Origin of the sequence: Desulfomicrobium norvegicum (assembly GCF_900114595.1) — a bacterium.
Classification (GTDB): Bacteria; Desulfobacterota; Desulfovibrionia; order Desulfovibrionales; family Desulfomicrobiaceae; genus Desulfomicrobium; species Desulfomicrobium macestii.
Genome location: NZ_FOTO01000006.1, coordinates 128,964 through 154,356, shown reverse-complemented (window position 1 = coordinate 154,356; position 25,393 = coordinate 128,964). Strand labels below are relative to the sequence as shown.

Sequence of the window (25,393 nt, the reverse complement as noted above, 5' to 3'; positions counted from 1 at the left end):
GGAACTCTTGTCAAATCCAGGCGATTTTCCATTCACATCTGCCGGAATCAGAGAACGCACGCATGAGTACATCCCCCCAGAAAAAAGACCGGTTTCGATTTCTGGTCGTCGAACCGGATGAGGATCTCGCACGGGAAATGATGATCGTGCTTGAGAGGCTCGACGTGCAGGTCGACCATGTGCGCGGCCACCTCAAGGCCCTGGCCGTGAGCGAGGACACCGAATACGATTGCCTGCTGGTCGCCTCGCGCGGCATCGACATCTCGGGCCTGGAATTCTGCGCCCTGGTGCGGGCCCGTGAAGCCCGGCGATCACTGGCTCCCGCCTACATCATCCTGGTCGGCCCCGAAGAGGATCTGGTCAGTATCTTCACCAGCGCCGACGACATCGACGACTACATGCTCGGAACGTGGATGGATCTTGAACTCGAGTGGAAGATCAAGCGCGGCCTGCGCGCCATGTCCGCGTGTCGCGACTTCGGAGCGTCCCGGCTTCTTGACACCGAGACCGGCCTTTTGACCCCGGAAGGATTGCGTACGTTCCTCCTTGAGGAGGTCAACCGCATCGGCCGCAGAGAGGGCTGGCTTTCCATGAGCATCCTTGCCGTGCCGGGTCTTGGCGGCCTGCGAGTCAGCTATGGGGAGGCCTGGCTGGAATGGTTCAGGGACGGGATCTGGTCGTCGCTCAGAAGGCAGCTGCGCAATTATGACCGTCTGGCATCCATGAACAACGGTTTTCTGTGCCTCATTTCTCCCGACCTCAACGAGGAGGGGACGCGCTTTCTGCTGGCGCGTCTGGCCTCGGTCATCAGCGAGTATCAATTTCAGGAAAATACGGAGCCATCAACTCACGTTTCCCTGGCGGCGCGCTATCTGTGCGTGCGTGTGCGTGGGGACTACAGGCAGTTCGGACGCACCGGCGATGTGCTGTGGGGCTGGCTGCGCGAGAAGATGGCCGAACCCATGTCCGAGGGGATCATGGGCTACACCGGTACCGTGGATCTCAACCTTCAGGTCGCGCAGACTCTCGCCCCCAAGGACTGATCGTCAATCGAAGGCCTGGCTGACCAGCATCTCCACTTTCAGCGCCACTTCCTCGATCACCGGCTGGAAGTCGTTCTCCAGAAGGAAGACGGGAATGGTCAGACGCTTGAGTTCAGCCGTAAACATGGGATTGAAGTGGTAGCCCGTTTCCGTGGCCAGATAATCGGCGAGCTTCAGGAGCATGATGGCCGGCGGTGGGGAGTCGTCGGAAATGGTGCGGTGGTGGGCATATACAGCGAGCTGGACATTTTTCGGAAATTTCCACAATTTGAGCGCCTTGGCGCTCAGGATGGGGTGGCTGACGCCGAAGAGTTCGTCCTCGATCTCAAGGGGCGGATTCCCTCCCGCTTCCCAGAGTTTGGTCATGGTCGTGAATTCCCCCGGCAAGAGAGAGGCCATGACTACGTAGCCGATGTCATGCAGCAGTCCGGCCAGGTAGGTGCTGTCCTGTTCTTCCGGGGTCATGGGGAAGAGATGCGGGTAGAACTGGGCCAGCTTTTTGCACAATAGCGCGGTGCTCAGGCTGTGAGTCCAGAATTTGCGCACAGAGAACGAGGGCGGAAAGGCGTTTTTGCGCACCGAATCCGAGAGGGTCAAATAGTAGACGATTCCCTTGACCTCGTTTAAGCCCAGCCGGACCAGCGCCTTTTGCGGGCTGTTGATTTCTTCCAGCCCCCGGTACAGGGGCGAGTTGGAGATGGCCATGATCCGGGCGCAGAGCACCGGTTCCGCGCTCATGGCCTCGACGATTTCCTGCAGGCGGGTATTCTGGGCGTTCAGGAGCTGCCACAGTCTGAGGACCATGGGTTTCAAGGGGGGCAGATCGCGGTCGCTGAGTTTGTCCAGGTTGATCATGATGTGGTCTTTGTGTGGAAAAGGGTTGTTTCATAGCCGTGGGCCTTGATGTGTTCTTCTCCGGGGAGCGCTAGCACACGCGGATGGAGCAGGGCAATGGGTTGATATTTTGGCCTTGATATATCTATCTGAAATACAGGGAGAAATTTATGAAGATAACTTTTCTTGGCGCGGCTCGCACCGTGACCGGCTCTTGTTATGTGCTCGAATGCGAGCAGGCCCGATTCGCCATAGATTGCGGCATGCATCAGGGCAACAGGAGCATCGAGGGACGCAACTGGGACGAGAACGGCATGTATCGTCCCGAATCCCTGGATTTCATCCTGCTCACGCATGCGCATATCGACCACTCCGGCCTGCTCCCGCGCCTGGTCTCCCAGGGTTTCAAGGGCTCGGTCTACACCACGGCCCCGACCAAGGACCTGCTTGGGATCATGCTCGAGGACAGCGCCCGCATCCAGGAGACGGAAGCCCAATGGCGCAGCACCAAGAAGCAGCGGGTCGGCGCTCCGCCGGTGGAGCCGCTTTACAAGGTAGAGGATGCCCAGAAAGCCCTCCAGCAGCTGAAGACCCAGGAATACAATCAGGTTTTCGAGCCGGCCCCAGGCATCCGCGTGATCTTCAATGACGCCGGGCATATTCTGGGTTCGGCGTTCATCGAGTTGTGGGTCAAGGAAGGGGACGAGGAGACCAAGATGGTTTTTTCCGGTGATCTCGGGCGTCCCAACCAACTGCTGGTGCCCAACCCTCAGACGGTCGAGACGGCGGACTTTCTTTTTCTGGAATCGACCTACGGCGCGCGCAATCACAAGAACGAGACCCAGAGTCGGCAGGAACTGGCCGAAGCTATCGCCTACAGCTATGAACGAGGAGAAAAGGTCATCATTCCGGCATTCGCCGTGGAACGCACCCAGGAGCTGCTCTACAGTTTTCATCTTCTACACCAGGAAGGCCTGCTGCCGGACGACATGCCCGTCTATGTGGACAGCCCGCTGGCCATCAAGGCCACGGAGATTTTTCGGCGTCACTGGGACTACTACGACCAGGAGACCAAGGAGCTGGTCAGAAACGGCAAAAACCCGCTGGAGCTGCCCAACCTGCGTTTCACCCTGACTCCGGACGAATCACGGGCCATCAACGTGTCCCAGGGACCGGCCATCGTCATCGCCGGCAGCGGCATGGCCAACGCTGGCCGCATCAAGCACCATCTGCGTCACAACATCTGGAAACCGGGCGCGTCCATAGTTTTCGTGGGCTTCCAGGCCGAAGGCACGCCGGGCCGCCGCATCGTCGACGGAGCCAAGAGCATCCGGATTCTGGGGGAGGAGCTGTCGGTCAAGGCCAAGGTCTTCACCATCGGCGGTTTTTCGGGCCATGCCGGTCAGACCCAGATCCTGGACTGGCTGTCCCATTTCCGTAGCCCCGAGGTTCAGGTCTATCTGGTTCATGGCGAGCATTCGGGGCAAAAGGTCCTGGCCGAACTGATCCGGGAGAAATTCAATCTGACCGTGCACATTCCGGACTATCTGGATGAATGTCTGCTCGAAAAGGGCGGGCGCTTCGAATTGACCGCACGGCCGACCCTGGCCGCTCCGCGTATCGACTGGGAGTACCTGCTGGAGGAGACCGCCGGAAAGCTGGCCCAGGTTCAGGACCGGGTCGAATACCTGCAGCGCATGGGCATGACCAACCAGGTCGAGATTCGCGGCAGCCTGCTGGCCATCAACTCGCGTTTCACTACCATCCTGTCGGAACTGATGTTCGAACAGAAGCAAAAGCCCACACAGGACTAGGAAGTGCGCATCATCGCCGGGGAGTACAGGGGCAGGCGTATCCGCACCACCGAGGGGCCCGGCTACAGGCCCGCCACGGGCAAGGTGCGGGAGTCCCTGTTCTCCATGCTTGAGTCCCTGGGCGTGGACTGGCCCCAGACCCGGGTGGCGGACATCTTCGCGGGCAGCGGGTCTCTTGGCATCGAGGCCTTGAGCCGGGGCACACGTGACGCCGTGTTTGTGGAGAAGGCCGCCCAGGCGGCAGCCCTCATCCGGTCCAATCTGGAGGCGCTTGGCGTGGAGCGGCGGCGTTGCGGCGTGGTCAAGGCCGACGCACTGCGCTGGCTTGCAAGCGGCGGGCGCGGACCGTTCGGGCTTGTCTTCATCGACCCTCCCTACGGCAAGGACCTGCTGCTGCCCACTCTCGGGTTGCTGCTGGAACATGGAGCGCTCGCGCAGGACGGCATCGTCTGCGTCGAGGTGGAGGCGGGACTCAGGTTCGAAAACCCTCCCCGTCAGGATCTGATTCTTCTTCGGGACAAACTTTACGGGCAAACAAGGATTTGCATATGGCGCAGAAACTAGAGCGGGTGGCGGTCTATCCGGGCACCTTCGATCCTTTCACCAACGGGCATTTAAGCCTGGTGCGCAGGGGCCTTGAAGTCTTCGACAAGGTCATCGTGGCCGTGGCCAAGGACTCGGGCAAGAACCCTCTTTTCACGCTCGATGAGCGGGTGGAGATGATCCGCGAGGTTTTTCGCGGTCAGCTGCGCGTCGAGGTGGAAGGCTTTTCCGGGCTGCTGGTCGAGTACGTGCCAAGCAAGGGCGCCAACACGATCCTGCGCGGGCTCCGTGCGGTCTCGGATTTCGAATACGAATTCCAGATGGCCCTCATGAACCGAAAACTCAAGCCCAGCATCCATACCGTCTTCATGATGACCGACTACCGCTGGCTTTACATCAGTTCGACCATCATCAAGGACGTGGCCAGGCTGGGCGGAGTCGTCGAGGGGCTGGTGCCCGAAAGCATCCTCGCCCGTGTGGTCGCGCGCATGGAAGAAAAGCGCAGCGCCCTGGCCCTGCCTGCTTCCGGAGAGCCGAAGCTGACATGACGGATATTTCGCTTCTCTGTCTGGTCGGGGCCACGGGCACGGGCAAGACCGCGGCGGCCCTGGCGCTGGCCCGGGCGCTTGATGGCGCGGTGGTCAACTTCGATTCCCGGCAGGTTTATGCGGGGCTCGGGGTAGTCACGGCCCAGCCCACGGAGCAGGAGCGGGCCGTCTGCCCGCATGCCCTCTACGGGTACCTGCCCATAAACACTCCCGTTCGCGCCGGGGCCTTTGCCGGCGAGATCATGGATCAGGTCCGGGCTTACCGGGACAAGGGCCTGGCGCCCATCCTTGTAGGGGGGACCGGCCTTTATCTGAAAAGTCTCGTGGACGGCCTGGCTCCCATTCCCGACATCGATCCGCGCATCCGCGAGGAAGTGGTCGGCGAATGCCGGGCCCATGGATCGCAGGTTCTGCACGGCCGTCTGCAGCTCCTTGATCCGGACTATGCCGCCAAAATCCATCCCAACGATCCCCAGCGCATCTGCCGCGCCCTGGAAGTCATCGCCGCCACTGGGCGGACTCTGACCTGGTGGCACGGCCAAACCTCCCGGCCGGCGGGCTTGCGGGTGCTCAAGATCGGGATTTCCGCCGATCTGAACTCCCTGACGCCGCGCCTGGCCCGGCGTATCGACCTGATGCTTGAGGCGGGGGCCCAGGAGGAAGTGCGGCTGGCCTATGAGAGCTGCCCGGACCGCATGGCTCCGGGATTTTCCGGCATTGGATGCCCGGAACTGCTGGCGGTTCTGCTTGACGGCGTGAGCCTCGACCAGGCCCGCCGTGACTGGCTGCGCAGCACCCGGGCCTACGCCAAGCGCCAGTTGACCTGGTTCAACAAGGACAACGAAATTTTCTGGCACCAGCCCGAAGATGTGCGCGGCATCGTGGATCGGGCCGGGCGTTTCCTGGAGTCGGCTGCCGGCTCCTGATCCTGTCCGTGTGGAGGTTGCGGCCTGCCAGGGCGCGCGGTAGAATTTTTCCCTGAAGGAGAGACCCATGCTCAGATGCGTGTTTTGTTTGATACTGATGTTGTCCGGCGTCGTGTCCGCCGCAGCGGACCAGCGGGTGGTCGTGCCCGTGGACGGCGGCGACGGCCAGGCTTCGCTTGTGGACAGGGCGTTCGATGCGGCCCTGACGCAGGAGGTCGAGGCCATTCTCGGGATGCGACTTGCGCAGCCGCGAATGGCCGCGCTCATGGGCGTCTTGTCCAAGGAGCGCGATACCCTCATTCTGGGCTACAGCGAGATCGCGACCACGGGGTACGCCGAAGTCAACGCCACGGATGCCTCGCGCACGCTGGCTGTGCGCGTTCATGGCGCTGGCCTCAAGGCCCGGCTGCGCGATCTTGGCGTCCTGTTCACGGCCCGGGAGCAGTGGCCCTACGTGCTGCGACTGTCGGGCGTGGAGCCTTCGCGCACCAAGGGCCTTGGCGCGCTGCAGGAGTTGTCCGGCCTGAAACCGACCGTGACCCAGGCCCCGGAAGTGCCTGTCCTCGAGCTTTCCCAGGCGGGTGCCTGGACCGGGGTGTTGACGCTGGGCGAATGGAAATCCTTCCGCACGGCCAAGACCCTGGACGAGGTCTGGTTTGCGGTGTGGAAAGACTATTTTTCCCGCCCCGGGCTTGCGGTGCAGGGTGAGTCGGGCCTGCTGGTCCGTGTTTCGGGCTGGCTGTCGAGCATGGGGCCCATGGAATTCGATCGGCTCATGGATTCATGGGGCGGGGAAATCCAGCACAAGACATTGGTCGGCGTGGAGATGGACGGGGCCGGCATGGTGGGTGTCTGGCGGGTTCAGACCCGGTCCAGGGATGCCTTGGCCAGGCGCCTCGGGGATGCAGCCAAGGCTCAGGGCTTGACCGTGGAGGTCAGATAGCGCGCACAAAAAATCCCGGTCGGGCCGGGATTTTTTGTGGGAAAACGGGGAAATTCATTCTTTCTTGTCGGATGCGTCCTTGGACTCGGACTTGGGCGTAACGTCGATTTCTTCGGGTTCGCCGGTGGCTTTTTTGAAGTTTTTGATGGCCCGGCCCATACCTGATCCGATTTCAGGCAACTTGTTGGCCCCGAAAATGACCAGGACGATGACCAGTATTATTAGAAGCTCAGGGATACCAATGCCAAACATGTATGCCTCCTCGGGAATGATTGGGCCTCATATACACATAGCGCTCCGGGCAGGTCAACTCTTCCTTGCGGAAGAAAAACCTTGGTTTCCGAAGGGATGGAATGTATTTGTCAAATAGCCGTCCCCTGATTTGTCGTGCCTGGCCCGGCCGCTTCGCGGGGACTGCATGAGCCGTTTGCTGCGTATGCCCGGGGATGCCTGCCGTTTCTGGGTCGCCGGTCGCTGCCTCTACGAAGAGGCCATGAATCCGGGATTGCGTACGGAATTTTTCTGTACGGTACTAAGGGCCCTTGAAGGCCGGTTCGACGAATTCGTGGTGCGGGGTGAGATTTTGGGGCTGACCTCCGAAGAGGCTGGACGAATTTGGGACCAGCGCATGGCGCAAGCCTTGAACATTGACTGGGACTGTGCAAATTTCGATTTTCTGCAGGATGATGGCGGGGAAGTTCTTTGCCGACATTTCATCGAAGGCGTTTGCGTATTGCGTCTGCCCCGTTGCCTTGGACGTTGCCGTCACCACGAGCTTCCTGATGACAAATGATTGCGTGTAAGGAGAGACATATGAGTGAGATGGTGGTGCATTTTCCCTGGTTGCATCCGAAATTGGGCCGCGGCTCCCTTCCGGACGGCGTTGTTTTTTTCGATCCGGGCGTGGACATGGTCACGGATCAGCCCCGTTGGCGTTCGGCCGAACTGCCTTGTCCACCCGCCGAAGTGCGGAGCATGCTCAGGAGCTACATGGAATTCGGCGAGCGTTTTCCAAGGTCCTCGGACATGCAGGCCTATCAGGCGGCGGGACTCGATAATTTTTACACCGACACGACAATGGACATCAAGTCGCAGCTGACCGGGATGGATGCTCCCAAGGAGCCGAGTCCCTCGGACATGCGGCGTCAGGCCCAGCTTCTGCTGGCCATGGCCCTGTACCGCGAGGAGCAGTTCGTGGCCATCGGCGAGCAGGAAGGGCGTTTTGAAGCCGCGCGGGACGGCTTCGCAGCGGTGCTCGGGCTGGACGACGAGGAAAGTTTCACGCAGCCCGGCGTCTCGGACGAGGCCCTTTTCCCTAGGGCGTGCGTCGAGCTGCCGTGGAAGAATCTCCTGCCTTCGCTGCTCCTGTTTCTGCCTCTGGGCACGCGGCTCTTCATTTCCGACGAGGACGTGGTGCGCGAGCTCGTGTCTATGGACCTGGAATTTTCGCCCTGCGCGGACAGGCCGGACGGGCTCGTCTGCTGCGCGATGGACGCCGAAGCGTTGGAGCGCGTCTGCGGCCGCGGAATCGATTTGCCCGAGCCCGTCATTCTTATGGCCCGCCCTCTGAATCTTTAACCAGCGAGAACGGTTTATGAGCAAAGAGCAACTCGGCAAGCGTATCAAACGATTCCGGGAAATGAACGAAATCAGTCTTGAAGACCTGGCCCAGCGCACGGGTTTGGAAATTGCGTTCCTCAAATCCTTGGAAGACGACTCCGTCTACCCGTCCCTTGGACCTCTGCTTAAAGTGGCGCGTGGCCTTGGGGTGCGCATGGGCACCTTTCTGGACGACGAGTTGGGGCAGGATCCGCTTATCGTGCGTCTGGGGGAAAGGGAGGAGGGGCTCAGCATGCTTGGCGGCAAGGGCTGTTCCGTGGACATGAAGTTCTATTCCCTTGGCAAGGGCAAGACCGATCGGCACATGGAGCCTTTTTTCGTCGAGCTCATGCCTGCCGCCTGCGGCGAGACAAAACTGTCCAGCCACGAAGGCGAGGAGTTCATCGTCGTGCACGAGGGGTGCATCGAGATCACCTACGGGAAGGACGTGCTGACTCTCGGCAAGGGAGATTCCATCTATCTCAATTCCATCGTTCCGCATCACGTGGCGGCTGGCGGGAACGCCCCGGCCTCCATCTATGCGGTGCTCTATTTTCCGGAATAGTCCGGTGTCATCCAAAGGGGGAGTCATGGACAAGCCTGCGTTGCGAGAAATTACCCTGGGCCAGATGCTTGATGAAGCCATCATGCAGCACCCTGACAACGAAGCCGTGGTTTACGTGGACCGGAATTTTCGGATGACCTACCGGGAATTCGGGGAGTTGGTCGACAATCTGGCCAAGGGCCTCATGGCCATGGGCGTGCAGAAAGGGGAGAAGATGGCCATCTGGGCCACCAACGTGCCTTACTGGGTCGCTTTCCAGTTCGCCACGGCCAAGATCGGGGCTGTCTTGCTGACGGTCAACACCTTCTACAAAACGGCCGAACTGGAATACCTGCTCAAGCAGTCCGAGTGCGAGAACCTGCTCCTGATCGATTCCTTCAGGGACACGGACTACGTGCAGACCGTGTATGATCTGGTTCCTGAACTCAAAACCCAGGAGCGGGGCTATCTGCGCAGCGAAAAATTCCCTGATCTCAAACGGGTGTTCTTTCTGGGTCAGGAGAAGCATCGCGGCATGTACTCCATGCCCGAGCTGCTGGCGCTGAGCCGCGTGACCTCGGAAGAGGATTACAAGGCCAGGCAGGCCTCCCTCGATCCCCACGATGTGGTCAACATGCAGTACACGTCGGGCACCACCGGGTTTCCCAAGGGTGTCATGCTGACGCATTACAACATCGGCAACAACGGGTTCTGGATCGGCGAAAACCAGAAATTCACCCACCAGGACCGGGTCTGCCTGCCCGTGCCCCTCTTTCACTGCTTCGGCTGCGTGCTTGGCGTCCTGGCCGCGGTCAGCCACGCCGCCACCCTGGTCATCCTCGAAGGCTTCAACCCGCTGATGGTCCTTTCAGCCGTGGAAGAGGAGAAGTGCACAGCGCTTTACGGCGTGCCCACCATGTTCATCAGCGTGCTCGAACATCGCTCCTTTCCGCGCTACGACCTTTCCTCCCTGCGCACGGGCATCATGGCCGGTTCGCCCTGTCCTGCTCCGGTCATGGAAAAGGTCATGGATCTCATGAACATGAAGGAAATCACGATCTGCTACGGCCTGACCGAGACCTCCCCGGTCATGACCCAGACCCGTGTCAACGATTCCATCGAGCAGCGCACGCGCACCGTGGGTCGGGCCATGCCCGAGATCGAGGTCCGCGTCGTCGATCCGGAGACGGGCGACCCCGTCGCGCCGGGCGTGCAGGGCGAGGTCTGCTGTCGGGGCTACAATGTCATGAAGGGCTACTACAACAACCCCGACGCCACGGCCCAGGCCATCGACCCCGACGGCTGGATGCATTCCGGAGACCTCGGCACCATGGACGAGGACGGCTACCTGAGCATCACCGGCCGCCTGAAAGACATGATCATTCGTGGCGGCGAGAACGTCTATCCGCGCGAGATCGAGGAATTCCTATACCGCATGGAAGGCATAAAAGACGTGCAGGTCGTCGGCGTGCCCAGTCGCAAATACGGCGAGGAAGTGGGCGCGTTCGTCATCCTGAAAGAAGGCTTCGACTACGCCACCGAGGATATCCGCGACTTCTGTCGTGGTCAGATCTCGCGTTACAAGATCCCGAAATATGTCGTTTTTCTGGATGAATATCCCATGACGGCGAGCGGCAAGATTCAGAAATTCAAGCTGCGCGACCTGGCCGGGCAGTATTTTCCGGAGGCCATGCAATAGACATGACAGCTGACGCGGGCCAGCCCCGCCGTTTCGACTTGCGCCGGATTCGCGGCGTCGTGTTTGACTGTGACGGAGTGCTGTTCGATTCCAGGGATGTGAACCGTCACTATTACAACCACATTCGCGGCGCCCTGGGCCTTGCGCCCATGAGCCGGGAGGAAGAGGACTACGCGTTCATGCACACCGTGGACAAGGCCATGGCCCGGATCATCCCGGCCGAACTCCTGCCCGAGGCGGCGCATGTGCAGGGGCGCATGACCTACGACGACTTCATCGACCGCATGGTGCCGGAGCCGGGGCTTCTTGAGTTGCTTCATGTCCTTGAGAAGATGGGCGTGCGCATGGCCGTCAACACCAACCGCAAGAATTCCATGGAGATGGTGCTGGAACGGTTCGAGCTGACCCGGTTCTTCCATCCTGTCATGACGGCGGCCAAGGTGACCTTGCCCAAACCCGATCCCGAGGGCCTGCGGCGCATTGTCGAAACCTGGGGCCTGCCTGAGCGGGAGATGTCCTACCTTGGGGACTCGTCCGTGGATCAGGAAACCACGAACCGGGCCGGGGTCCCTTTCTGGGCCTACAGGAACCGGGATTTGACGGCCCAACTGCATGTGGACAGTTTCCATGAACTGCGGCAATGGTTTGAGACGGGTTTTTGCGAGATAATCGATTAGTCTGAAAACACGGCGCTCACGCAAAGCGTCCGCGCCTTCTGAGAGGAATATTAAATGCCTGTTTTTTCGAGTCTTTTTGCGGCCGTCTATTATGTGGCCGACAGCGTGTTGTCCCTGTATTTCTGGGTGGTCATCGCCTCCGTGGTCATGAGTTGGGTCAACCCCGACCCTTACAATCCCATCGTGCGCGGGATCAGGAGCCTGACCGAGCCTGTTTTTTACCGTATCCGCAAGTGGTTGCCGTTTACGTATATAAGCGGGATTGATTTCTCGCCGTTTGTCGTGGTCCTTGGCATCAAGTTCGTACAGGTTTTTTTGGCTCGACTGATGTCGCAGATGATGTTTTAGTACTCATGTGTACGGATCACCCGGTTTTCGCCGCGCCGGCCAAGAATGGAGGCTGGCGGCTTGGGCTCTGGGTTCAGCCCGGGGCCAGGAAAACCGAAGTCGCGGGCATGCATGGGGACTATCTGAAGATCCGGTTGCAGGCCCCGGCGGTTGACAACAAGGCCAACAGCGCGTTGACCGTATTCGTGTCCAGAATTTTGGGAATCAAGGCTTCGCAGGTGGTCATCGAGTCCGGGCATGCGTCCCGGCAAAAGAACCTGCTGCTGGACGTGGAGGAAGAGCCTGACTGGAACGTGTTTTCGGAGAAGGCATTGGGCAAACCATAACGCTAAGGAGACATCCTATGGAACAGCAAGACCTCGAACTGATTGCGGCGAATTTGGGTCACGACGAGGAACTCAAGAGTCTGTGGGAGGAACATGTTGGTTTTGAAAAAATTCTGGAACGCTACTCGGGCAAAGCAGTGCTTTCCCCTGCCGAAGATCTGGAAGTGAAGGAATACAAGAAGAAAAAGCTGGCCGGAAAGACCCGGATCCAGACTTTGCTTGAGAAATACAAACGTCAGGAGGGATAGGAAGCCATGGTCCTCACCGGTGCCCAGATTCTAATGGAGTGTTTGAAGCGGGAAGGGGTTGATCTCATTTTCGGGTTTCCCGGGGGTGCGGTCATCGACATTTATGACGAGCTCCCCAAGCACCCGATCAAACATATTCTGGTCCGTCACGAACAGGCCGCGGTCCACGCAGCCGACGGTTTTGCAAGGGCATCGGGCAAGGTGGGCGTGTGCCTAGTCACTTCCGGACCCGGTGCGACCAACACCGTGACCGGGATCGCCACGGCCTACATGGATTCCATTCCCATGGTTGTGATCACGGGGCAGGTGCCCACGCACCTGATCGGCAACGACGCCTTTCAGGAAGCCGACATCGTGGGCATCACCCGGCCCTGCACCAAGCACAACTATCTGGTCAAGAACGTCGCCGACTTGGCCACGACCATCAAGCAGGCATTTTATATCGCACGGACAGGTCGGCCGGGTCCTGTTCTCATCGATCTGCCCAAGGACGTGGTCAATTCCAAGACCAAGTTTTCCTATCCCGAGACCATAAGTCTGCGCAGCTACAATCCCAACGTGAACCCGAACCGCAAGCAGCTGCGCAAGGCCGCGGAACTCATCGCCCATTGCAAGCAGCCCGTGATCTATGCCGGTGGCGGAGTCATCTCCTCCGACAGCGCCGCCGAACTGAAGCAGCTGGCCGAGACATTTCACCTGCCGGTCACGACCACTCTCATGGGGCTTGGCGCATTCCCGGGCGATCATCCCGGTTGGCTCGGCATGCTCGGCATGCACGGGACGTTCACGGCCAACATGGCCGTCAACAACTGCGACCTGCTCATCTCCGTGGGCGCGCGTTTCGACGACCGCGTCACGGGTCGGATCAATTCCTTCGCCGCCCGGGCCAAGATCATTCACATCGACGTGGACCCCACCTCCATCAGCAAGAACGTGGTCGTGGATGTGCCCATCGTCGCGGACTGCAAGCAGGGCCTGGCCGGGCTCATCGAGGAAGCGGCGAAGATCGAGGGTGTGGACTGGCAGGCCAAGCACGAGGTCTGGAACGCGTCCCTGACCGAGATGCGTGCCTCCCATCCGCTAGGCTATGCCAAGAACGGCGGGACCATCAAGCCGCAGTGGGTGGTGGAGAAGATCCACGAGCTCTCCAAGGGAGAGGCCATCATCGCGACGGAGGTCGGTCAGAACCAGATGTGGGCCGCGCAGTTCTATACCTACCGCAAGCCGCGCACTCTTCTGACCTCCGGCGGCCTTGGAACCATGGGCTACGGTTTTCCGGCGGCCATCGGGGCTCAGTTCGCCTTTCCGGACAAGCTGGTGATAGATATCGCGGGCGATGGCTCCATCCAGATGAACATCCAGGAACTGGCCACGGCGGTCAGTTACAATGTGCCGGTCAAGATCGTCATCCTGAACAACGGCTACCTCGGCATGGTCCGGCAGTGGCAGGAACTTTTCTACAAGAAGAACTATTGCGCCACCTGCCTGCATACCAATCCCGATTTCGTGGCCCTGGCCAAGGCGTACGGAGCGGAAGGCTTCCTGGTCGACAAGGCCGAGGATCTGGAGGCGACGCTTAAAGCTGCCTTCGCCTATCCGGGTCCGGTCATCGTCGATGTACGCGTCGAGCCGGAGGAAAACGTCGCGCCCATGGTCCCGGCAGGCGCGGCCCTGTCGGAAATGTTGCTGGTTTAGGAGGCCGCCATGAGACATGTCTTATCCATACTTGTTGAGAACGAACCTGGAGTTCTGTCCCGCGTGGTCGGCCTTTTCAGCGGCCGGGGATTCAATATCGAATCCCTGAACGTGGGCCCGACCCTGGAGACGGGAGTTTCCCACATCACCATCTGCACCAGCGGTGACGAACAGATCATCGAACAGATCATGAAGCAGCTGCACAAGCTCATCACCGTCATCAAGGTCGTCGATCTGACGCACTTGCAGGCGGTCGAGAGGGAAATCGTGCTCATGAAGGTCGGTGCGGAAGACGCCAAGCGCGCGGAAGTGCTGCGCATAGCGGATATTTTCAGGTGCAAGGTGGTTGATGTCAGCCCTGACGAGCTGACCCTTGAAATCACCGGTGATCAGGGCAAGATAAAGGCCGTGGTGGCCCTTTTGCAGCGTTTCGGCGTCAAGGAGTTCATCCGCGCCGGGACCGTGGCCATGCGCCGCAGCATGCAGCTTGCCGACTGAAGATCAATTGGCTGAGGACCCGTTTTTTCGGGTATCAATATTCACGAGAGAAGGAGACAACATGAAAGTTTATTACGACAAGGACGCCGATCTGAATATACTCAAGGACAAGGTCGTGGCCATCATCGGGTATGGCAGCCAGGGGCACGCCCATGCGCAGAACCTGCGCGACTCCGGTGTGCAGGTCGTCATCGGCCAGCGTCCCGGCGGACCCAACTGGCAGCTGGCGCGCGAGCACGGCTTCGAGCCTGTCAGCGCGGCCGAAGCGGCCAAGAAGGCCGACCTGATCCAGATCCTGGTCCAGGACCAGTATCAGCCCAAGGTCTACGAAGAGGAAATCCTTCCGAATCTGGCCCCGGGCAAGACCCTTGTCTTTGGTCACGGTTTCAACATCCACTACAACCAGATCATCCCCCCCAAGGATGTGGACGTGGTCATGATCGCTCCCAAGGGCCCGGGCCATCTGGTGCGCCGTGAATTCGAGAAGGGCGGCGGAGTGCCTTGTCTGGTGGCCGTCTATCAGGACGCCACGGGGCAGGCCCTGGGCAAGGCCCTGGCCTATGCGGCCGGCGTCGGCGGAACCCGTTCCGGCGTGCTTGAAACCACTTTTCGCGAAGAGACCGAAACCGACCTGTTCGGCGAGCAGGCCGTGCTCTGCGGTGGTGTGAGCGAACTGATCCGCGCCGGTTTCGAGACCTTGACCAAGGCCGGATACCAGCCCGAGATCGCCTTCTTCGAGTGCATGCATGAACTCAAGCTCATCGTGGACCTGCTCTACGAGGGCGGATTCAAGAAGATGCACCACTCCATCAGCGACACGGCCGAATACGGCGACTACGTGACCGGCCCCCGGGTCATCAACGACGAGTCCCGCAAGGCCATGCAGAAGGTGCTCGAAGAGATTCAGGACGGCACCTTCGCCCGCAACTGGATTCTGGAAAACAAGGCGAATCTGCCTTTCTTCCTGGCCAGAAGGCGTCAGAGCCACGAGCATCAGGTGGAAAAGGTTGGAGACAGCCTGCGCGAAATGATGGCTTGGCTACAGAAATAATCCCCTCGGGCGGCCGTTTTTCGGCCGCCCGAACCCGTACCGACGTATGAGCGAGATGCATGGATAATCCGCAGAGTGAAGAGCAACTTCTCTCCCAGGCCTGGAACCTGTTCGCCAAGGATGACTATGCCGGAGTCCTGAACATCTGCCGGAGCGGCTATTCCCATGGCGTGCGCAGCTACGACATGGTCAGGCTCATGCTCGACAGCCTGAACAAGCTCGGCAAGGTCCAGGAACAGGCCGAGGTCACCCTCAAGATCCTGGGTGAAAACGATTATCCTCCCAAGGTCGCGGCCAAGCTCTATTTTCGCGCCGGTCTCATCTACCTGCATCAGGACAACCACCAGGAAGCACGGTCCATTTTTGAGAAAGTGCGTATTCTCGATCCGGATTTCCCGGGCATCGAGCAGCGCATCAAGGCCCTGACTCCCCGACCCGTCGCGTCGAGCAGCAGCCGTTATTCCCACCTTCTTGAAAAGAATCTCATCACCGCGGAACAACTCTCGGCTGTTCTGTCCATGGAAGGCAAGGATTCGGACGCCTTGCTGCTCAAGGAATACAAGATCGCCAAGAAGGATCTGGGCGATAGCCTGGCCCGTTTTTACGGCACGGAGTTTGTCCCCTTTTCCGCAGGCAAGGAGCCGCCCTTCGAGCTTTTCGAAAAGCGCCGGCTCGACCCGGACTTTCTCAAACGGTATGGCTGGCTTCCCTTTGCCCAGGAAGGAAACACCATCACCGTGCTCATGACCAACCCCTTCGACCTCGGCCGCCTGGATGAGATCCGCTTCATCTACGGGACGTCCAACGTCGAGGCCAAGGTCACGCTGGCCGGAGACATCGAGCAGTACATCGAGCACTTCTACAAGCAGTTCAGCTCGGGCGAGGATCTGGCCGCCGCCTTTGACGAGGATGTCGAATCCGCCGACATCGTCGCGGCTGGAGAGGAGAACGAGGCCGAGCTGAGCGACCAGGACAGCGAGGTCGTGCGCATGGTCAACGCCCTCCTGGTGGAGGCCTGGCGCAAGAACGTGTCCGATATCCATATCGAGCCCAATCCCCAGTCCCGCTACTGCATGTTCCGTTTCCGATTGGACGGGACCTGCTACGAATTTCGCAAGGTCCGCCTGCCCCTGGCCAGGCCCATCGTCTCGCGCCTGAAGATCATGGCCAGCCTGGACATCGCCGAGCGCCGCCTGCCCCAGGACGGAAAGATCAAGATCAAGCTGCCCGATCGCAACAAGGTCGTGGAATACCGCATGGCCACCATCCCGACGCTGGAAGGCATGGAGGACGTGGTGCTGCGCGTGCTGGCCTCGGGCAAGCCGCTGCCGCTGGACAAGCTCGGGCTGCTGCCGCAGAACAAGGCGGCCTTCGAGAAGCTCATCTACAAGCCCTACGGGCTCATCCTCGTGGTCGGTCCCACGGGTTCGGGCAAGACCACGACCCTGCATTCGGCGGTGAGTTACATAAACACCCCCGAGCGCAAGATCTGGACCGCCGAGGACCCGGTAGAAATCACGCAGGAGGGCCTGCGGCAGGTGCAGGTCCATCCCAAGATCGGCCTGACCTTCGCCTCGGCCCTGCGCTCCTTCCTGCGCGCCGACCCGGACGTGATCATGATCGGTGAAATGCGCGACAAGGAAACGGCGCACATCGGCGTGGAATCATCCCTGACCGGTCACCTGGTCCTGTCCACCCTGCATACCAACTCCGCTCCCGAAACGGTGACCCGCCTGCTGGACATGGATCTGGATCCGTTCAACTTCGCGGATTCGCTGCTCTGTGTTCTGGCCCAGCGACTGGTCAAGACCCTGTGCCCGAACTGCAAGCAGGCCTACACTCCGGGAAACGAGGAAATCGAGGAGATGGGCCTTGAGTTCGGCCTGGGCTGGGAAGTTCAGGCCAGGGAGTTCTTGGAAGGCAAGCGGACCCTGTATCGCAAGGTCGGATGCGGGCAGTGCGTGGGCGGTTACAAGGGCCGGGTGGGAGTGCATGAACTCATGGTCAATTCATCCGGCATCAAGAATCAGATCAAACATCGCAAGCCCACCGAGGAGATCCGCGCCCAGGCCGTGGCCGAAGGCATGCTGACGCTGAAGCAGGACGGCATGATGAAGGTCCTGCAGGGGCTGACGGACATGGATCAGGTCAGGGCAGCGAGCGGTTAGCCATGATACTTTCCTCAAGCCAACTTAGGGCCCTCAAGGAGCGCAATGACGAAGAACTGCGCAAGGGCAAGCACGGCAAGTACGGATATCCCGCCCACACCATTCAGGACCTGCTTTTGACCATCGAGGCCATGAAGAAGGAAAAGAAGAAATGGAAGCAGCTGGCCCAGGAACGGGGCAAGGTGCTCCATGATGTGCTGACCCTGACCATCAAGGCCGCACCCGCCACGTCCGATCCCGACGACGAGCTTTAGCAGGCTGCCGGAAAACCGCGCTCTGCTTTGTCACCACTGATTCAATAATCGAGCTTCCACATCACGCCCCCGCCCTGCCGGGAATCTGATCCCACTTCGGTTTCCACGCTGATTTTCGGACTGAGCTGCACTTCGACCTTGGTCCTGTCCTGCCCCGACACGCTGCTTTGGGTGCGAATGTAATATTTGCCTCCGAAGTAGCCGCCGACACCGAGGGCGGTGTTGTCTTCGTCGTCCTTGGTCACGTCCACTTCCTGCAGCCCCAGGCTGGATTTGATGGAGTCCAGGAAATCCGGACTTGCGCCGCCAAGGCCGGTCATTTCGGCGGCGGCCTGGGCAAGGCGCACCGCCTGCAACGGGGATATCTGTCTGAGCGACCTGCCGAAAAGGATCAGGGCCAGCAGTTCGTCCTGCGGGAGGGCCGGAATCGAAGACAGGTTCAGCCGAAAGTCCCTGGCGGGACCGCTGATGCGGACCTGAATGAGGTTTTCGAGGATCTGCGTTTCCCCGAGCACTTCAAGGAAGGGGTTGGGCGGGGTCTCGCCGTTGAGGGACAGGGAGCCCTTGGTCAGGGTGAAGCTGCGGTCGAGAAAATCAAACTTGCCGCGCAGCAGGTTCATTTCGCCGTTGATGACGGGCTTTGAATGGTTGCCCCGGATGTGCAGGTTCCCGGACCATTCCGATTCGAGACCTCGCCCCTGAACGAACAGGCGGGCCGGAATGGCCACCCGCAGATCAAGACCGAGCAGGAAGTCCGAAGTCCTGCCCTCGGTTTTTGGGCGAGGGTTCTTGACGTTGATTTCGACGACTTCGACCTGTGCCAGGTCGGCCGGGGTTTTCGCCGGGAGCCGAACCGTGGTCGGGTCGAGGGTCATCTTGCCGCTCAGTTCCGTCCCGTCCAGATTTCCCAGCAGGCGCAGGTCGCCCTTGGCCGTGCTTTGCACCAGATCCTGGCGCAGCAGACGGAAGTTGTTGAAGAGCACGTTAAGCATGTGTTCCAGGGTCAGCAGGTCCACCTGTCCTGTTGCCTCGGCCGTGCCTTCGGCGCCGTCCGTGGCGGACAGGTCCAGCGACAGGGTCGATCCGGCGGCCTTGGCGTTCATGTTCAGGTTTTGCACGACGGTCCCGCTGCGGAAGTTTTCATAGCGAGCGTCTCGGACGCTTGCCGTGCCATCGAGCCCCGGATTTGACCAAGTGCCGTTCATCCGGAAATCAAGAGTGCAATTTCCATCCAGAGTCTGATCGTCCAGGCGCAGAACATGCGGCAAGAGCATGAGCCTGGTTTGGCCTTTGAGCTGCCCGGACAGAGGGGCGTCAGGCGGGAAGGCAGGCGCAAAGAGGTCGATCCGCATGGGACTTGAGAGGTTCGCGTCAAGTTCGATGGCGCTTTCCGAGGTCAGGGACGCGCGTGCGTCCAGCATGTTTTGGCGCAGGCGCACGTCGGCCGTGGCGCTCAGGCGGGGCAGATTTCCAAGGCCCGAGGATTCCAGACGGATCTTTTCGGCCTGTATCCGCAGTCGGGCGTCTGGGTTCGAAGGGTCGCCCGTGGCGTCAAGGCGGGCGTTGATGACGGCGCTGGGCAGGTCTGGGAAGAGAGGCCACAACAGCGCGGGGTCGAAATCGGTCAGCTCGGCGTTGATGTTCGTCATTTCTTTCGAGATGCCGCCTGCGCTCCGCAGGCGCGCCGGACCGAAATTGAGGTCAGCTTCCCGCCAGCTCGCTCCAAAGGACGTGATGCTCATGTCGAAGGGAGACTTCAGCAGCAGTTCCTGTTGCAGCAGGGTTCCGCGAAGCTGTTCAACGGCAAGGCCGGTCAGATCCGAAGACAGCTCCCCCCGGACCGAGAGATCAGCCTCGGGAGAAGCGTGCCTCAGTTCGATGTCGAATCCGTAGCCTGTCGCCACGCCACGCATCCTCGCGTTTATGGTGTCGGCCTGCATGTCGGGCAGACCCGCCGAGCGCATTTCAAGCTCGATATCCATCAAGCCTGGCAGTCCGGGGTCGGCTAGCGTGCCGCTCAAGGAAGCATCGCCGATACGTGTCCCGAAGGCGGACAGGGATTTTCCCCGCCCTTCGAGTGTGGCTGTTTGTTTCCCCTTGAGCGTGTCGAGACGGGCCTGCAGGGAAAGTTCGCCTTCAAGTTCGCTGCCCAAAATGCGTCCCAGGGCGCTCAGGTCAGCACTTTGAAAATCGGCGTCCCCGGTGAAAAGAAGCGTGTCCGGATCAAGGGAGCCGTTGAAATGCAGGGCTGTTTCCGGAAGCTGCAGTGTGCACTGCGCGACACGGATCAGGTTTTTGTCGGGCGCGATGCGCAATTCCAGGCTGACGGGGTCCTGTCCGGCCATGGCATTCGCGTCCAGGGTGGCCATGGGCTTGGCAGGCAGGCCACGCACCGTTGCCGCAGCGGTGACATCGGACAGGGTACGCTCCCCCGAGCTGATCCTGGCGCTGCCCGCGACAAGGTCCAGCCCGAAGGATTCGGGGCTGCCCGAGGCCGAGGCGCGCAGGGTCGTCCCTTGCGCGATGCGCAGGGCGGGGAAGCTGATTTCCGGGAAGGCGGCTCCAAGCCTGGTCTGAAACGTGTTTTTTTCCAGGTCGTACTGGCCGCTTGCTTCCGCCGTTGTCCGCGCCTGGAGCCGCGCCTCGTGCACGTCGAGCAGTTGCGGGGAAAGGCTGAGCTTGGCCAGCAGACGGCTGTTTGGCCCAAGCAGCATTTCAAGCTCTTCAGGCAAGCCGTCCAACTGCATGGCCGTGGCTTCAAAACTGGCGTTCATGCTTGAAGCCGCAAGGTCTAGCCGACCCTCCAATTTCGTGTCGAGAATTGCCGACAGGGGGCCAAGGCCGGTTGGCACCTGGCGCAGATCGAGCCGTGTATTCATGCTCACGAGAGAATCGAGGGTGCCGTTGCCAGTCAGTCCCAGCCGGTCTGATTCCAGGCGCAGCTCTTTGGCGTAAAAGCCCGTGCCCTCGCCGCCTAGGGTGGCGGAGGCCGTCCATGCGCGTAGTCCTTCGGGCAGGGTCGGGGTCAGCGCGTCGAGCTGGGTCTGGACCTGCCAGTCTTTCGTCCCGGCAGGCAGATCCAGGGATAGGTGCGCCGTGACGGCGGGTACGGCGTGCCCGGCAAGATCCATGTCGCGCAGCAGGATTTTTCCCTGCGCGCGCATGCCTTGCGGGTCCAGCCGCAGGGTGGCGGAAGCGTTGACGGGGCCTGCCTGGATGTCATCGGGCATGAGCCAGGACAGGGCCACGCCCTGGGCATTGGCCCCGGATTCGAGGATGCCGCTTTCGACATTCCAGGTGGCGTTGCCGTCAAGGTTGCCGAGGGCGCTCTGCAGATCGATCCGGACAATGTTCAGGACCGGACTGCGCCACGTCCCCCTGGCCATTAGGGTCAAGCTCTCCTGCGGCAGACCCGTGAACGGGTTCCAGGCGGGGCCGGGTGTGATCAGCGCGCGCAGATCGACGTCGGCATCGGCATCCAGATTAACGGACGCGTTGCCGCTCAGTTGCGCGACATCGGAAATCATGGACTCGAAATTCAGGCTCCATTCCTTCAAGGGGCCGCTGCCCGCCGCCTGCAGGATGATGCCCTGTGTGCCGTTCATGCCGAGGGCGGAGTGCAGAAGGCCCTGCGGCTCTTCATGCAGTTTAAGGCGTAGGTTCAGGGTCTGCTCGCGAAGATGCAATCGCGCATCGAGTTCCGCTGCATCCTGCGCTCTGTCCAGTCGGGCCACGCGCACCCGGGCGTGAGGCTCGTCCTGGTCCAGGGACAGCGCGCCGTGCAGGGAGAGCAGGGCTTCGCGCCCGGCGACGTCCGGCCCGAGGCGAATATGCTCGATGTCCACGGCGCCGATGCGCAAAGGGGGCAGGCCCGGGGGGGCCGAGGTGTCAGCAGTTTCTTCGCTCTCAGGCAGGCGGGTGATTTCAAGGCGCATGATGCCGACATGCTCCAGGGAAATCCTGCCCCGGAGCAACTCGCCAAGGAGCGGCCGGACTCCGAGCTTCTCGGCGTCAAGCCAGGGGCCACGGGCATCGCTGACGGTCACCCGATCCAGGGTCCAGGTGTCGCCAAGGCGCAGGCCTTCCATTTTCAGGCCGAAGTCCGGTGCGGCGGCGAGACTGGAGATCGAGTCCAGCAGACCTTGGCGCCCTTTGTCAGTGCCCAGGATCAGGCCTGCGCATGCGATGCCGAGCAGCACGCAGACCGCGAGGATCGTGAAGGTTTTTCGCAGGCGTTTGATCGTTGCGTGATTCATCAGAAGGCCTGCCCGAGGCTGATGTAAATCTGGAATGGAGAGTCCACGCCGTCCCTGCGGTCAAGGGGCACGGCCACATCCGCCCTGATCGGCCCGATGGGTGTGTAATAGCGCAGTCCGGCCCCGGCTCCCCAGAAATAATCCTCCCTGTCCGAGGGGTTGCGGCCGGAAAAGGCTCCGCCACCGTCTCCAAAAAGGGCGACTCCGTATTCCCGGTTGATGCGAAAACGTAGTTCCGCTGAAAAATCCACGGCGCTCACGCCGCCCAAGGGATCGTCATCCTCGTCGAGTTCGCCTGCATACTGATGAGCATAACCGCGTATCGAGCCCCCGCCACCGGCGTACAGGAGCATGTCTTCGGGGATGCTGTCCCGGTTGGTTCCGGCCAGCAGGCTGTAACGTCCACGTGTGGCCAGGACGATGGATTTGTTTTTGGTCAGCGGCAGGTAATGCCGCCCCGAAAGATTCCAAAGTACAAAGGATGTTTCCCTCTGCCCGATGTCGGTGAACGGTTCCATGCGCGCGGCCAGGGTCAGCCCGCTGGTGGGATCCAGCAGATTGTCGGCATTGGTGAATTCGGCGATCAGTGGGACGGAGATCAGATTGAAGCGTCGCAGTTCCTCGTCGTCCACCTCGGTCAGGCGATAGGCCAGGCCGTAGCCGACTTGCAGTTCCGAAAAAGGCCGGCGCGCGAGAGCCGAGAGGGAAAGGTTGGTGGCTTCGTAACTGTCGGTGAGTTCGTGCTCGTACTGGGCCGAAAATCCGAGATTCTGACGGGGATGCCACATGCGGGGCAGGATCAGGTCGGTTTTGGCCCTTTGCAGGGTTTCGGCGATTTCCGCATCGAGGCGCAATTCCTGTCCGGCTCCGAAAATGTTGCGGTGCGTCCAGCCTACATTGGTGCCAAGCCCCAGATCGGAATAATACCAAAGACCCGCGCGCACGCTCCGATGCGGGGCTTCGAGCAGTATCAGATTCATGTTCACGGCCGTCGATCCTTCTGGGTGGTCCGCGTCGATGCGTACCGACCGGAAAAGACCGGTGCGGATGAGTTGCTCGCGGGTCTTGTCCACCTTGCGCCGGTCATACGGGCTCCCTTCCTCCCAGGCCAGTTCGGCGATGACGACCCTGTCCGAGACATCTTCAAGCCCCAGAATCCTTGTGGAGCCGAATGACGCGGCCGGTCCGGTGTCGATGGTGAAGCTCACAGCGACTTTGTCCGTGGCATGGTCAGCGACGATTTTTTTTTCCCGGGCCACGGGCGAGGGGTACCCGTGTTCCTTGAGGCGTTCCAGAAGCGCCGTTTCAACATCCAGAATCGTGCCGGAGGAATTTTTCTCGCCCGCCTTGATCCTGTGCAGGGCATCCCGCAGATGCTCGCGGGCGGAATCGTCCGGGACAAGGACTAGCCGGGGCTTCTCGAAAACAAAGCGCGGGCCGGGATCGATCTGGAAGCGCACGACATGCGGGGTGACGTTGGTGTCCAATTCGCCCGTGACCTCAGCCTTGAAATATCCCTTGGCCTTCAGGGCGTCCATGAAGGAGTCGATGTCGTTGGCCACGCGCTTGCGCAGCAGGCCCCGGGTGTCGGGAGGATTGTTCTGCAGGTCCACGCAGTCCGAGACGGAGGAGAGCAGGGGGGTGAGGCCGCCTGGCAGGGCCGGAATTTCGACCGTGTATTCGATGGGCGCGCATTCGCCCGAAGTCGCAAGAAATGGGGAGGCCAGCAGGGTCAGGCTCAGCAAGAGAAGAATTCGGGCCTGCAAAAAGGACATTCGTGATTCCTGGGGGTCAGATTGATGCGTCATCCTGGGGCGCGATCCAGGTCCTTACGTATTGGTCCACGTCGAATTTGCGGCGCGCGCCTGCGTAGTTCATGAATCTGATCTTGCCGAAAATCGGACGTTCGGTCCAGCCACGGTCATGCACTCCTCCGATGGACCAGGCAATGCCCGTATAGCCGTTGCTGTCCCGGCCATCGAGGCTGTAGCGGTCATTGAGCAGAATGGCCGTGCGCAGGGCCTCGGCCGGCGAGGGGGACCACTCCAGGATTTTCTTGGCCCAGTACATGCGCAGGTAGCCGTGCATCTTGCCGCTGCGCAGCATCTGGGTCTGGGCGGCGTTCCAGAGCGGGTCGTGGGTCCCTGCCTTTTCAAGTTCCTCCGGTGAGTAAATGACGGGGCGCGGATCGTTGCGATGCTTGTGCAGGCTCTCCCTGGCCCAGGCGGGGAAGCCGTCCTCGGTGTCGTAGCTTTGGGTATGCAGGCAGAAGTTGTCCGAAAGCTCGCGGCGGACAATGAGTTCGTCAAGGAATGAATCGACGTGCTCTCCGGCAAGCCCGCAGGACTGGGTTTCCAGCGCCGCGCGTTGGGCGGAAAGCATGCCGAAATGCAGGTACGCGGAGAGGTTGGAGCAGACATCCTGGTTGGGGTCGTTGCGCTTGGCATACAAGGGCAGCCTGCTTTTCAGGAAATTGTGGAGTACGGCCTGGCCGGCCTGTTCCCCTGGCTCGACAAGCAGATTCTGCCGTGGGGCGTCATTCCTGATTTTTGACCGCAACACGGGAAAGTCAGGCTCCGGCGGTGCTGTCGGCCAATCATGCGGATGCGCGGGCAGCTCGGGAAATTCATCCAGGAATTCCAGCAGCAGGCGCTTGATCTTGGGACGAATGGTTCGCGCCATGAACTCGCGCCGGTCTGAAACCACGCGTGCGGGCACGATGTTGCGCGAATCGACCTCGTGCACGGGTAGCTCGCAGGCCGAAAGCAGATCCTCATGCCATCGCCTCTTGACGCGCAGCGGATCGAAATCCGTGACCACAAGTCCGGCCCCGTGCTTGCGGGCAAAACTTGCGATTTCAAGTCCGGGACTTCCGGTCAGGGCAAAAAAGCTGATGTTCTGTTGCCGGAGGGCGTGCACCGTTTGCGTCAGTCCATCGAGCAGAAAATTGAAATGCACCGCTGTCGCGTCCGCAAATTCCGGAGCCAGACAAAAGATCACGGCCACGGGTTGTCCGGTCCTTAGCGCCTGAAGACGGGCGTAGGTCAGCCCCCAGTTGTCCCGGGCCCGAAAATCCCGGTGCATCCAATAAAGCACCGGCCCCCGGGTTGCAGGCACGTCTTTGAGGATGTGTACGCGGCGTGGATTCATGCGGAGTCTTTCCTTTGGGGCAGCCCTTTGAAATTGTTTGTCTTGCACGCATTCAAGACGAGTGGCCGCCCTTGGCGGGCAAGACGGGTTCGTTTCGTCTTTCGGCTGCCCTGATACGCGCTGCATGACATGCATCATGATCCTTGTTCAGTTGCACTTTGCTGTCAATTGGGGTTTTGGTACGATTTGCGCGTGCATTGCATTTTGATCCATGGCGCAAAAGTGGCCC

General features: G+C 60.6%; 24 protein-coding genes. 19 read left to right on the top strand and 5 right to left on the bottom strand.

The features are described from left to right. Positions 1 to 62: 62 nt before the first annotated feature. Entirely contained in the window at positions 63 to 1,043 is a 981-nt protein-coding gene (locus tag BMZ24_RS10930) for a response regulator (RefSeq protein ID WP_092192191.1), read from the top strand. 3 nt (positions 1,044 to 1,046) lie between these two features. Here BMZ24_RS10930 and BMZ24_RS10925 read toward each other — a convergent pair whose 3' ends face one another. Beyond that, on the bottom strand, positions 1,047 to 1,898 hold the full coding sequence (locus tag BMZ24_RS10925; RefSeq protein ID WP_092192189.1) for an HDOD domain-containing protein: 852 nt from the start codon (positions 1,896 to 1,898) through the stop codon (positions 1,047 to 1,049). A 149-nt stretch (positions 1,899 to 2,047) separates the two neighbouring features. On the opposite strand from BMZ24_RS10925, the gene BMZ24_RS10920 reads away from it, so the two are divergent. From BMZ24_RS10920 to BMZ24_RS10900, 5 genes are all read left to right on the top strand, one after another. Next, complete coding sequence (locus BMZ24_RS10920) at positions 2,048 to 3,691, top strand: MBL fold metallo-hydrolase RNA specificity domain-containing protein (protein ID WP_092192187.1); 1,644 nt, start codon at positions 2,048 to 2,050, stop codon at positions 3,689 to 3,691. A 3-nt stretch (positions 3,692 to 3,694) separates the two neighbouring features. Further along, positions 3,695 to 4,255 carry a 16S rRNA (guanine(966)-N(2))-methyltransferase RsmD gene (gene rsmD, locus BMZ24_RS10915; protein WP_092192185.1) on the top strand — a complete coding sequence of 187 codons (561 nt, stop codon included), beginning with the start codon at positions 3,695 to 3,697 and terminating at the stop codon, positions 4,253 to 4,255. Continuing rightward, a complete protein-coding gene (gene coaD, locus BMZ24_RS10910; protein ID WP_092192183.1) occupies positions 4,240 to 4,782 on the top strand; it encodes a pantetheine-phosphate adenylyltransferase in 543 nt (180 codons plus the stop codon). Before rsmD ends, coaD begins: the two co-directional genes overlap by 16 nt. Continuing rightward, entirely contained in the window at positions 4,779 to 5,708 is a 930-nt protein-coding gene (miaA, locus tag BMZ24_RS10905; RefSeq protein ID WP_092192181.1) for a tRNA (adenosine(37)-N6)-dimethylallyltransferase MiaA, read from the top strand. The genes coaD and miaA overlap by 4 nt, the downstream gene beginning before the upstream one ends. Positions 5,709 to 5,775: 67 nt before the next feature. Next, complete coding sequence (locus tag BMZ24_RS10900) at positions 5,776 to 6,651, top strand: hypothetical protein (RefSeq protein WP_092192179.1); 876 nt, start codon at positions 5,776 to 5,778, stop codon at positions 6,649 to 6,651. A 54-nt stretch (positions 6,652 to 6,705) separates the two neighbouring features. Here the strand turns inward: BMZ24_RS10900 and BMZ24_RS10895 are convergent, their stop codons facing one another. After that, positions 6,706 to 6,903, bottom strand: a complete 198-nt coding sequence (locus BMZ24_RS10895; RefSeq protein WP_012805609.1) for a twin-arginine translocase TatA/TatE family subunit — start codon at positions 6,901 to 6,903, stop codon at positions 6,706 to 6,708. Positions 6,904 to 7,069: 166 nt separating this feature from the next. Between BMZ24_RS10895 and BMZ24_RS10890 the strand changes: the two genes are divergently transcribed. The 13 genes from BMZ24_RS10890 (at position 7,070) to BMZ24_RS10830 (ending at position 17,758) form a co-directional block, all read left to right on the top strand. Then, positions 7,070 to 7,444 (top strand): hypothetical protein, encoded by a 375-nt coding sequence (locus tag BMZ24_RS10890; protein WP_143077884.1) that lies wholly within the window; start codon positions 7,070 to 7,072, stop codon positions 7,442 to 7,444. A gap of 20 nt (positions 7,445 to 7,464) precedes the next feature. Next, the gene (locus BMZ24_RS10885) at positions 7,465 to 8,229 is read left to right on the top strand and encodes a hypothetical protein (RefSeq protein ID WP_092192176.1); all 765 of its coding nucleotides are present in this window, start codon (positions 7,465 to 7,467) and stop codon (positions 8,227 to 8,229) included. Between the two features lie 16 nt (positions 8,230 to 8,245). Next, a complete protein-coding gene (locus BMZ24_RS10880; RefSeq protein ID WP_092192174.1) occupies positions 8,246 to 8,815 on the top strand; it encodes a helix-turn-helix domain-containing protein in 570 nt (189 codons plus the stop codon). A 25-nt stretch (positions 8,816 to 8,840) separates the two neighbouring features. Continuing rightward, a complete protein-coding gene (locus tag BMZ24_RS10875) occupies positions 8,841 to 10,493 on the top strand; it encodes an AMP-binding protein (protein WP_092192172.1) in 1,653 nt (550 codons plus the stop codon). 2 nt (positions 10,494 to 10,495) lie between these two features. After that, a complete protein-coding gene (locus BMZ24_RS10870; RefSeq protein WP_092192170.1) occupies positions 10,496 to 11,170 on the top strand; it encodes an HAD family hydrolase in 675 nt (224 codons plus the stop codon). Between the two features lie 54 nt (positions 11,171 to 11,224). Continuing rightward, positions 11,225 to 11,518, top strand: a complete 294-nt coding sequence (locus BMZ24_RS10865) for a YggT family protein (protein WP_012805615.1) — start codon at positions 11,225 to 11,227, stop codon at positions 11,516 to 11,518. A gap of 5 nt (positions 11,519 to 11,523) precedes the next feature. Next, positions 11,524 to 11,844: a DUF167 domain-containing protein gene (locus BMZ24_RS10860; protein ID WP_092192168.1), complete on the top strand. Its 321-nt coding sequence runs from the start codon at positions 11,524 to 11,526 to the stop codon at positions 11,842 to 11,844. A 17-nt stretch (positions 11,845 to 11,861) separates the two neighbouring features. Beyond that, entirely contained in the window at positions 11,862 to 12,092 is a 231-nt protein-coding gene (locus tag BMZ24_RS10855; protein WP_092192166.1) for a DUF465 domain-containing protein, read from the top strand. 6 nt (positions 12,093 to 12,098) lie between these two features. After that, positions 12,099 to 13,787: a biosynthetic-type acetolactate synthase large subunit gene (gene ilvB, locus BMZ24_RS10850; RefSeq protein WP_092192164.1), complete on the top strand. Its 1,689-nt coding sequence runs from the start codon at positions 12,099 to 12,101 to the stop codon at positions 13,785 to 13,787. Between the two features lie 9 nt (positions 13,788 to 13,796). Further along, positions 13,797 to 14,285 (top strand): acetolactate synthase small subunit, encoded by a 489-nt coding sequence (gene ilvN / locus BMZ24_RS10845; RefSeq protein ID WP_092192162.1) that lies wholly within the window; start codon positions 13,797 to 13,799, stop codon positions 14,283 to 14,285. Between the two features lie 61 nt (positions 14,286 to 14,346). After that, on the top strand, positions 14,347 to 15,336 hold the full coding sequence (gene ilvC / locus BMZ24_RS10840; RefSeq protein ID WP_092192160.1) for a ketol-acid reductoisomerase: 990 nt from the start codon (positions 14,347 to 14,349) through the stop codon (positions 15,334 to 15,336). Positions 15,337 to 15,395: 59 nt separating this feature from the next. Then, positions 15,396 to 17,504: an ATPase, T2SS/T4P/T4SS family gene (locus tag BMZ24_RS10835; protein WP_092192158.1), complete on the top strand. Its 2,109-nt coding sequence runs from the start codon at positions 15,396 to 15,398 to the stop codon at positions 17,502 to 17,504. 2 nt (positions 17,505 to 17,506) lie between these two features. After that, positions 17,507 to 17,758 (top strand): hypothetical protein, encoded by a 252-nt coding sequence (locus BMZ24_RS10830; protein WP_092192156.1) that lies wholly within the window; start codon positions 17,507 to 17,509, stop codon positions 17,756 to 17,758. 41 nt (positions 17,759 to 17,799) lie between these two features. Here the strand turns inward: BMZ24_RS10830 and BMZ24_RS10825 are convergent, their stop codons facing one another. Genes BMZ24_RS10825 through phrB form a run of 3 tightly spaced genes read right to left on the bottom strand, consistent with a single transcriptional unit; the run spans position 17,800 to position 25,164 of the window. Further along, positions 17,800 to 22,014, bottom strand: a complete 4,215-nt coding sequence (locus BMZ24_RS10825) for a translocation/assembly module TamB domain-containing protein (RefSeq protein ID WP_092192154.1) — start codon at positions 22,012 to 22,014, stop codon at positions 17,800 to 17,802. Then, positions 22,014 to 23,789 (bottom strand): autotransporter assembly complex protein TamA, encoded by a 1,776-nt coding sequence (locus BMZ24_RS10820; protein ID WP_161949122.1) that lies wholly within the window; start codon positions 23,787 to 23,789, stop codon positions 22,014 to 22,016. The genes BMZ24_RS10825 and BMZ24_RS10820 overlap by 1 nt, the downstream gene beginning before the upstream one ends. Positions 23,790 to 23,805: 16 nt before the next feature. Continuing rightward, complete coding sequence (gene phrB, locus BMZ24_RS10815) at positions 23,806 to 25,164, bottom strand: deoxyribodipyrimidine photo-lyase (protein ID WP_092192150.1); 1,359 nt, start codon at positions 25,162 to 25,164, stop codon at positions 23,806 to 23,808. Positions 25,165 to 25,393 lie beyond the last annotated feature (229 nt).

Coding starts and splice junctions, on each gene's coding strand:
- BMZ24_RS10930 (WP_092192191.1), top strand. CDS start 63: ATGAGTACATCCCCCCAGAAAAAAGACCGGTTTCGATTTCTGGTCGTC.
- BMZ24_RS10925 (WP_092192189.1), bottom strand. CDS start 1,898: ATGATCAACCTGGACAAACTCAGCGACCGCGATCTGCCCCCCTTGAAA.
- BMZ24_RS10920 (WP_092192187.1), top strand. CDS start 2,048: ATGAAGATAACTTTTCTTGGCGCGGCTCGCACCGTGACCGGCTCTTGT.
- coaD (WP_092192183.1), top strand. CDS start 4,240: ATGGCGCAGAAACTAGAGCGGGTGGCGGTCTATCCGGGCACCTTCGAT.
- miaA (WP_092192181.1), top strand. CDS start 4,779: ATGACGGATATTTCGCTTCTCTGTCTGGTCGGGGCCACGGGCACGGGC.
- BMZ24_RS10900 (WP_092192179.1), top strand. CDS start 5,776: ATGCTCAGATGCGTGTTTTGTTTGATACTGATGTTGTCCGGCGTCGTG.
- BMZ24_RS10895 (WP_012805609.1), bottom strand. CDS start 6,903: ATGTTTGGCATTGGTATCCCTGAGCTTCTAATAATACTGGTCATCGTC.
- BMZ24_RS10890 (WP_143077884.1), top strand. CDS start 7,070: ATGAGCCGTTTGCTGCGTATGCCCGGGGATGCCTGCCGTTTCTGGGTC.
- BMZ24_RS10885 (WP_092192176.1), top strand. CDS start 7,465: ATGAGTGAGATGGTGGTGCATTTTCCCTGGTTGCATCCGAAATTGGGC.
- BMZ24_RS10880 (WP_092192174.1), top strand. CDS start 8,246: ATGAGCAAAGAGCAACTCGGCAAGCGTATCAAACGATTCCGGGAAATG.
- BMZ24_RS10875 (WP_092192172.1), top strand. CDS start 8,841: ATGGACAAGCCTGCGTTGCGAGAAATTACCCTGGGCCAGATGCTTGAT.
- BMZ24_RS10870 (WP_092192170.1), top strand. CDS start 10,496: ATGACAGCTGACGCGGGCCAGCCCCGCCGTTTCGACTTGCGCCGGATT.
- BMZ24_RS10865 (WP_012805615.1), top strand. CDS start 11,225: ATGCCTGTTTTTTCGAGTCTTTTTGCGGCCGTCTATTATGTGGCCGAC.
- BMZ24_RS10860 (WP_092192168.1), top strand. CDS start 11,524: ATGTGTACGGATCACCCGGTTTTCGCCGCGCCGGCCAAGAATGGAGGC.
- BMZ24_RS10855 (WP_092192166.1), top strand. CDS start 11,862: ATGGAACAGCAAGACCTCGAACTGATTGCGGCGAATTTGGGTCACGAC.
- ilvB (WP_092192164.1), top strand. CDS start 12,099: ATGGTCCTCACCGGTGCCCAGATTCTAATGGAGTGTTTGAAGCGGGAA.
- ilvN (WP_092192162.1), top strand. CDS start 13,797: ATGAGACATGTCTTATCCATACTTGTTGAGAACGAACCTGGAGTTCTG.
- ilvC (WP_092192160.1), top strand. CDS start 14,347: ATGAAAGTTTATTACGACAAGGACGCCGATCTGAATATACTCAAGGAC.
- BMZ24_RS10835 (WP_092192158.1), top strand. CDS start 15,396: ATGGATAATCCGCAGAGTGAAGAGCAACTTCTCTCCCAGGCCTGGAAC.
- BMZ24_RS10830 (WP_092192156.1), top strand. CDS start 17,507: ATGATACTTTCCTCAAGCCAACTTAGGGCCCTCAAGGAGCGCAATGAC.
- BMZ24_RS10825 (WP_092192154.1), bottom strand. CDS start 22,014: ATGAATCACGCAACGATCAAACGCCTGCGAAAAACCTTCACGATCCTC.
- BMZ24_RS10820 (WP_161949122.1), bottom strand. CDS start 23,789: ATGTCCTTTTTGCAGGCCCGAATTCTTCTCTTGCTGAGCCTGACCCTG.
- phrB (WP_092192150.1), bottom strand. CDS start 25,164: ATGAATCCACGCCGCGTACACATCCTCAAAGACGTGCCTGCAACCCGG.